This is a genomic window from Chamaesiphon sp. VAR_69_metabat_338, from assembly GCF_031423935.1.
In the GTDB taxonomy this organism is placed as follows: domain Bacteria; phylum Cyanobacteriota; class Cyanobacteriia; order Cyanobacteriales; family Chamaesiphonaceae; genus Chamaesiphon.
In genome coordinates, this window is sequence record NZ_JANPGM010000407.1 from 1 (window position 1) to 8,772 (window position 8,772).

The 8,772-nt window shown below is 48.1% G+C and carries 3 protein-coding genes and 2 pseudogenes; all 5 read left to right on the plus strand.

Annotated elements, in window-relative coordinates:
* The first annotated feature begins 195 nt into the window (after positions 1-195).
* Positions 196-1,245 carry an anthranilate phosphoribosyltransferase family protein gene (locus RMO84_RS11285; protein ID WP_310488560.1) on the plus strand — a complete coding sequence of 350 codons (1,050 nt, stop codon included), beginning with the start codon at positions 196-198 and terminating at the stop codon, positions 1,243-1,245.
* Between the two features lie 55 nt (positions 1,246-1,300).
* The gene (locus tag RMO84_RS11290; RefSeq protein ID WP_310488561.1) at positions 1,301-4,222 is read left to right on the plus strand and encodes a UPF0182 family protein; all 2,922 of its coding nucleotides are present in this window, start codon (positions 1,301-1,303) and stop codon (positions 4,220-4,222) included.
* Between the two features lie 118 nt (positions 4,223-4,340).
* Entirely contained in the window at positions 4,341-5,804 is a 1,464-nt protein-coding gene (locus RMO84_RS11295; RefSeq protein WP_310488562.1) for a phospholipase D-like domain-containing protein, read from the plus strand.
* A gap of 199 nt (positions 5,805-6,003) precedes the next feature.
* A pseudogene (locus RMO84_RS11300) lies at positions 6,004-8,457 on the plus strand (GH116 family glycosyl hydrolase).
* 13 nt (positions 8,458-8,470) lie between these two features.
* Positions 8,471-8,772 (plus strand): annotated as a pseudogene (locus tag RMO84_RS11305) (hypothetical protein); the annotation flags it as partial.

Genomic DNA, 8,772 nt, shown 5'->3' on the forward strand with positions numbered 1-8,772 from the left:
TCGTCACTAGTAGCGATCGACTTCAAATTCCGCCAATTAAATTTTTCTGCGATTTAGTCAGCGAACAATTAACAGGGGATAGGGAATAGGGGATAGGGAATAGGCTTCAGACAATGGAACTGCGTTCCATCTAGTCCTTAGTCTCCCTGTCTCCCAGTCCACCTATCCCCTATCCCCTATCCCCTACTCCCTAAGATGAGCGATCGATTTCGGAAATTCGTCCAAATAATTGGCAGTGGGCCGCATACCGGAAAAAATTTAACTCGTGAGGAAGCGGCAGTAGCAATGGAGATGATGCTGCTACAAACAGCAACTCCAGCTCAAATTGGTGCATTTCTGATCGCGCATCGGATCAAACGCCCGACGGGGGCGGAGTTAGCGGGGATGTTGGATACTTATGCCAAAATTGGCCCCCAACTACAACCCGTCGCCAGTCACAGTCGATCGCCTGTTATCTTTGGGATTCCTTATGATGGTCGATCGCGCACGATGCCGCTGGCACCTTTGGTGTCCCTGATTCTAACGGCGGCAGGGATTCCGGTTATTTTGCATGGTGGCGATTGGATGCCGACCAAATATGGTACGCCGCTGATCGATATCTGGCAGGAATGGGGCATCGATTGGACGCAGATGTCACTCGATCGCATCCAACAAACCTTCGCTGTAACTGGTTTGGGTTTTATTTACGCACCGACGCATTTTCCCACTGCTGCTGGACTGACGCCATATCGCGATCAGATCGGCAAGCGTCCGCCGATCGCGACCTTAGAGTTACTATGGTGTCCTTATGCTGGCGACGCTCATCTGATCTTTGGTTACGTCCACCCGCCGACAGAGCAGATGGCACTGATTGCCGCCACTCTCCGGGAGACACCACACAAAATTACGACGGTTAAAGGTTTGGAAGGTAGTACGGATTTGCCGCGCGATCGCGCCGTTATCGTGGGCGTACATCAGCAAGGGCATGAATTAGAGCGGATTTTCCTCCATCATTACGAGCATGGATTGAGTAATGTCAATCCGCCGCTGCTAGCAAACCCCGACATGATGGCTGAATTTGCGCTAGTACTAGAAGGCAAACCTTCGGAAGTCTTGAATTCTGTCCTCTGGAATGCCGGTTTTTATCTGTGGCATTGTGGCGCGGCTAGCGATATGGCTGCGGGGATGAAATTGGCGCAAGATTTACTGACTAGTGGCGCGGCGATCGCGCAATTGGAGCGGATTCAACAATCGATCTCAAGCTAGCCCCCAGAAACCGACTTTTTGAAAAAGTTGGGTAAAACTAGTTAGAAAGCAGAGCGTGAAGTTAACACCACAAAAATTCAGACACAAATATTTGTTAGTGTCGATCGCGATCGTCTTATTGTGGCTGACGATCGAACTTATCGCGCGGCTGGGTACCGAAATCTTGTGGTTTGAGGAAGTTGGCTATTTGCCGATGTACTTGCTGCGATTGAGAACGCAAGGATTATTAGGGATTGGCGTCTTTAGCCTGACAACCATATTTTTACTTGGTAATCTAGCGATCGCTCAACGCTTAAAGTGTTTCCAGTCCCCGCTCGAAGATCGTCAGCAAGCCAATCGAAATTTAATAGACAGCGATTTACCATCCCGAACTATTGCTGGTACTTTAAATCTCGACAGACTGCTGCCCCTGGCGATCGGTTTGAGCTTAACTATCGGCATAATTTTAGCTCACTACCTGCGAGTGGCGGCCAGCCAATGGAGTGTAGATCCTAATTTGCCGGATATTACACCACCTGCGCCGCAGTTATTTCGACTGGCGGCGATCGGGCAGACGATCGAGCAGTTCGCACTCCAGGGCTGGATCGTAGTTGGTGGTGGGCTATGCTCGATCGCCATGCTCGTCTACCCGCGATGGTTGCTCTACTCGATCGCGCCGATGCTGAGTTTAGCGATCGCTTGGGTGGTTTCGCAACAATGGACGAGAGTTTTACCCGCTTTTAAAGCTACTCCGTTCGGGCATACCGATCCGGTATTCGATCGCGATCTGAGCGACTATATTTTTGGCTTACCAGTCGGGGAGCTGCTGGAATTTTGGTGGTTGGGAATGTGCTTGTATGGATTTATCGCGGTGCTTTTGACATATCTATTAGCTAACGATAGTCTCAGCCAGGGGAAGTTCTGGGGATTTTCACGCGCTCAACAACGCCATCTGTCTGGATTGGGTGGTGGCTTGATGCTGGTAGTGAGTTTTAGCTATTGGCTCAGTTGTCAGGAGTTGCTATATTCCCCGCGTGGCGTATCGTTTGGGGCGAGTTATACAGATATTACTGTTTTATTACCAGCCGAGACAGCCCTGAGTATTGGATCGCTGGCGATCGGGGGATATTTACTGTGGAGATCGATCTATTTCCCGCGCCGAGCGCGGTATCGACTGCTGCGGTGGGTCGCGATCGGGTATCTAACGATGGCGATCGGCACTACGATAGTTTTACCGGCGATCGTTCAAGCTTTGGTCGTCCAGCCGAATGAATTAGTCCGCGAGACACCCTATATCAAACGGACGATCTCCCTAACGCGTCAAGCTTTTGGGCTAGATCGGATCGCGATAAATCAGTTTAATCCCCAAGCTAACCTCACCGAGCAAAAAATTCAGGCCAACGACAGAATCATTCGCAACGTAAGGCTCTGGGATAAGCAACCGCTGCTGGCTACCAATCGTCAACTCCAACAAATCCGGCTTTATTATCGCTTTCTCGATGCCGATATCGATCGCTACACCTTAATCAGCCAGTCAAAAGTTTTACCTGTAGCACCACCCCTGTCAGTTCGCTCTACCGAGCAGCAACAAGTCTCGATCGCCGCGCGGGAACTCGACTATACCGCCGTGCCCAAACAAGCCCAAACCTGGGTCAACGAGCATTTGATTTATACTCACGGTTATGGGTTTACCCTGAGTCCCGTCAATCGGGCTGCTGCTGGCGGCTTGCCCGAATACTTAGTCAAAGATATCGGTGTTAGCGCAAAACGTCCTCTGACGACTGCTGGTGCCGCTACCGCGAGCATTCCGATCGGGCAACCGCGCATTTATTATGGCGAAGATACCAAAACATACATCATGACTGGTACCAAACTCAAGGAGTTGGATTATCCCAGTGGCAATGATAATGTCTATAACGTTTATGACGGGCGGGGTGGCATTCCTCTCGATTCTTGGGGGCGCAGACTGCTATTTGCGACCTATTTAAATGATTGGCGGATGCTATTTACGCCCGAATTTTTGCCACAAACTAAGTTGTTAATGCGGCGAAATATCGAGCGGCGCATTCGCGCGATCGCCCCGTTCTTACGATACGATCGCGATCCCTATATCGTTGCCGCCGATGCTAGCGACAATCCCACCGACGATCGCGATCCCAGTTATCTCTATTGGATCGTCGATGCCTACACTACGAGCGATCGCTATCCTTACGCCGATACTGGCTCCGAAGGCATCAACTATATCCGCAACTCAGTCAAAGTTGTCATCGATGCTTATCACGGTTCTGTAAGCTTTTACATCGCCGATCCCAGCGATCCGATCGTCGCTACTTGGGCAAAAATATTTCCCGATTTATTTAAACCGCTCAGTGAAATGTCCATCAGCCTGCGGCGGCATTTGCGCTATCCCCAAGACATCTTCAAGATTCAATCCGATCGGTTGATGACTTATCACATGACCGATCCGCAGGTATTTTACAACCGCGAGGATCGGTGGCAAATTCCGACCGAAGTCTATGGTGACAAACCGCGCTTGGTGGAGCCATATTATTTGATTACCAGTTTACCGACCGTCCCCGTCCCCGAATTTACCCTCCTGTTGCCTTATACTCCCCAACAGCGGACGAATTTGGTCGCTTGGCTGGCAGCAAGATCGGATGGTGAGAATTATGGCAAATTACTCCTCTATACCTTCCCCAAACAACGCCAAATTTTCGGCCCCGAACAAATCGAAGCCCGCATCAATCAAGATCCGGCCATCTCTAGCCAAATTTCGCTCTGGAATCGTCAAGGCTCGCGGGTAGTTCAAGGTAATTTACTGATCGTCCCGATCGAGCAATCGCTGTTATATGTCGAACCGCTCTATCTCGAAGCTACCCAAAATCAGCTCCCGACGCTAGTACGGGTAATTGTCGCCTATGAAAATCGGATCGTGATGGCCGAAACTTTACCCCAAGCTCTCGCCGCTATTTTCAAACCTGCGGCTACTCCTCGATAAAATCATCAGATCGGGAGAATTTGGGCGGAGATCGCATTTTTATCCCGATGTGCCGACGATCCCAGCGAATAAGAGTACATCATATTGCTAGCTCTAGAATTGAAAGCGTTGGGATCTCGTGAATATCAAAAAAAGTCTTCATCATATTGAATGTGCGGCATTAGGATTGTCAACAGTAGGCACGATTGCCGCCGTTGTCACTCAGCAGCTAGCTTATATGGCCGCACCGCTGACACTTTCACTATCCTTGAGCTTATTCGCTCGGCACAAAGCATCGCGTAACACCGATCTACACCTAGCAAATTTAGAGCAGCAATTTAGCAGTCAGATCGAGTCGCTAGTCAAACAATCTCAAGCTCTACAATCGCAACTACATAGCTTGCCGCCAACAGTCAGTAGGCGCAAATTTGACAAATTGGTCGATAGCATCAGCACAGATCGCCAAGAGCTACAGCGATTGAATCAAGCCTTCAGCGCATTAGAGCAACGCAACAACGATCTAGTTCCGTACCTCACTGAAATCGATTTAACTAAGGATTCGCTCAAGCAACTCAGTCTGAACTTTTCCAATTTCGAGCAACAATTAGATCGCCAGCAGGGTACCGTTAATGGTAGTAGTAACGCCTTAAAAACGATCGCCCTCGATCGAGATGCGCGCTTAGAAAGTCTCAGTTTGAGTTTTAGCGACTCAGGCAGCGATCCGATCTATTTATCGATCGCCAAAATTGAGTCTAAAATTCAGTTATTAGAAGACAGTTCTAAAGTTGCAGAGGATTCAATCAAACAAGTTGGCTGGCGGTTTTTAGAGCTGGAGCAAGCCTTTTCAACACGTCAAGATCCGATCGCGATTGTCGAACTGGATCGATCGATCTTAGAAATTAGCAGTGCGATCGATCTGGACAATTCACATTTTAACGATCTACTCGAACGCGTCGGCGATTTAGATGCTAGCCTGGGAGGCTTACATGACTACAATCTCCACCTAACCAATCGCCTCGATCGTTACACCGAGGATGAAATCTTAGCTGTTATCGATCGAGTAGTTGCCGATCGGTTTGAAACCTTCAAACAAATATTACCAAAAAATTATACGTATGAGCTAATTTGTGGGCGCAAGCAGAGTCGTACCATCTTTTTACAAGCTCTGAAACAGTCGCAAAAACGGCTGGTACTAGTTTGCCCGTGGCTGACTGAATTTGCAGTCAATAAAGATGTTCGCAATTTACTTAGAGCTGCTTTGGAGCGAGGTGTCTCGATCGAGATCGGGTGGGGCCATTTAAAAGATGCCAATAACGATCGATCTCAACTATCAAAAGAAAAATTATTCGCATCGAGCGATTGGGCATATAATGCTGTTCCTGGGTTGTACGAACTGCAAGTTGAATATCCCAATCTGCTGAAATTAAAGATTTTAGGAACTCATGAAAAATTCTTGATTTGCGATCGGCAATTTGCTATGCTCGGCAGTCATAATTATCTGACTTCCGATACTAAATCTAGCGAACGAGAAGTCGGTATCAAAACTGATAGTACCGAAATTATCGACAAACTCATCGAAATATTCGATCGCGCTGAAGCTTAAAAATCGAACATTGCTAGGTTGAGGAATAAAACCACGGGTAGAGATAATTCATGAATTGCCTCTATCAATGGTTTTAGCGATCTCTTATTAAAGAATCATAAATGACTCTGGCAAAGCCAAAATTCGATCGTCACCAGCAGGTTGCAAATCGACTCAGCAGTCTACAATGAGGAGTTGCATCTCCCAAACTGCTTTGTATATGCTCAATCCCTCACCACGTCCGTCGATTCCTACTGCTACTTGGCAACGTCAGTTTCATCAAGACTGGGAACAGCCCTAGACAGTGCGTTATGAGAGCAATCTCGACGACGGCCCTTATCATGGGATGCCCTTAGGGGGATTTGGCGCGGGATGTATCGGTCGATCGCATCGGGGGGAGTTCAATCTGTGGCATATCGACGGCGGCGAACACGTTTTTAAAAACCTCTCAGCTTGTCAGTTTAGTGTCTTCGAGCAGCTAGCAAATGGCGATCGACAAGCGTATGCCATGTCTACACAAGCACCAGAAGATGGCAGCTTAAACCGCTGGCAATGGTATCCCCAGACAACAACCGCAGGGCAAACTACAGGCACTTATCAGGCTTTATATCCCCGCAGTTGGTACGGCTATGAAAACGTCTTCCAGGCACAATTAACTTGCGAACAGTTTTCGCCAATTTGGGCGGATAATTATCAGGAGACTTCCTATCCGATCGCGGTATTTGAATGGACGGCGCACAATCCGACAGAGCAACCGATTACCCTCAGCATCATGCTGACTTGGGAAAATACGGTGGGTTGGTTTGCAAATAGTAGTCCGTCGAGTCAGGTGGAAATTCGCGACGATGGTAGTCCGGTATATGACTATCAGCCGCGCATCGGCGAAAGTGAGGGTAATTACAATCAGTGGATTGTGGATAATTATCGTGTCGGTTGTTTACTCGATAAAGCGCATAAATTAGAGACACCGAGCGAAGGTGAAGGGCAATGGTCGATCGCGAGTATTGCCAATCCCAGTCTCGAAGTATTTTATCATTCGCGCTGGAATCCGATCGGCAATGGTGGCGATCTTTGGGAGAGTTTTGCGGCAGATGGTTCGCTGCCAGATATCGATGATGAAAGTACTGCAAAAGCAGGCGAACGGATTGCTGCGGCAATTACGATTCGGTTTACAGTAAAACCCGGACAAACTAAAAAGATTCCGTTTATTCTCGCTTGGGATTTCCCGATTACTGAATTTGCTAAGGGGATAAATTATTATCGTCGCTATACAGATTTCTTTGGTCGATCGGGTGAAAATAGTTGGGCGATGGTGCGCACGGCTTTCAAACATTCCGACACTTGGCAACAGCAAATAATTGACTGGCAACAACCCATTCTCGATCGATCCGATCTGCCAGATTGGTTCAAGATGGCCTTGTTTAACGAGCTATATTTACTTACCGACGGCGGGACATTATGGTCGGCGGCTGACGATCGCGATCCGGTCGGACAATTTGGAGTCTTAGAATGCTTGGATTACCGCTGGTATGAAAGTTTAGATGTGCGGTTATATGGCTCCTTTTCCGTCCTATTACTGTGGCCAAAATTAGAGAAATCGATCCTAATTGCCTTTGCCAGAGCGATCGATACCGAAGATACCAATAAACGCCTTATCGGTTACTACGTCCAAACCGCATTCGGCTACGAAGATCGCCCTCAAAATGTCGATCGAGATGCAATGATGGCACCCCGCAAAACTCTCCACGCCACCCCTCACGATCTCGGCGCACCCAACGAACATCCCTGGGAAAAGACTAACTATACCTGCTATCAAGATTGCAATCTCTGGAAAGATTTAGGTAGTGATTTTGTCTTGCAAGTTTATCGTGCTTATATATTTACCGGCAAACAAGATATCGAATTTCTTGCCGAATGTTGGACGGCAATTGTTGATACTCTCGCCTACCTCAAGCAATTCGATCTCGATGATGATGGGATGATTGAAAATTCCGGCGCACCCGATCAAACTTTTGATGATTGGCGACTGCAAGGCATTAGTGCTTATTGCGGCGGATTGTGGTTAGCAGCGTTAGAAGCAGCGATTGCGATCGGTCAAATTCTCAGCCAAGAATACCACGGCGAATTAACTCCTAAACCCGCCGAAATCATCCCTCAATATCAAGCTTGGTTAGATACAGCAAAACCAATTTATCAAGAACGACTCTGGAATGGTAGTTATTATCGCATCGACACGGGTAGTGGCTCCGAAGTAGTCATGGCAGATCAATTGTGCGGTCAATTCTACGCCAAACTCCTCGAACTAGATGATATCGTGCCCCTAGATTGTGCCAAAACTGCCCTAGAAACAGTCTATCAATCTTGTTATCTCAACTTCCAAGGTGGTAAATTTGGAGCCGCCAACGGGGTCAAAATCGACGGCTCGCCGTCAAATCCCAAAGATACCCATCCTCTCGAAGTATGGACGGGAATTAACTTCGGCATCGCCGCCTTTTTGGTGCAAATGGGAATGCGTGAGGAGGCACTAAAATTAACGCAGACGATCGTCGAGCAAGTCTATAATAATGGGTTGCAGTTTAGAACGCCAGAAGCAATTACTGCCGCTGGTACTTTTCGAGCCAGTCACTACCTCCGCGCGATGGCAATTTGGGGAATTTATCACACTTTAAGTTAAGGCTAATTTCAGCATGACACAATTCCCCCACGACCAATTTGCCAAAAACTTACTGGAGTCTCTGCTGGCTCCTGGCGGACAGGTAACTACTGCTCTCACCATCGATAGTGAAGTGAGAGAAATCGATGTCTATTTTGTCCCTACCAACGATCCTAGTAGAATCTCCGATCTCGGACTCCTCGCTCGATGTGCGGCGCAACCTGCCGTATTTGAGCCATTCCGAAACCCTGTGAGCACCGCCGAAATTCGGAGTTGCATGTCCAAACTCTACGACTTGCATCGCGAAACAGTTCGACAATCCAAGAAAGACAGACG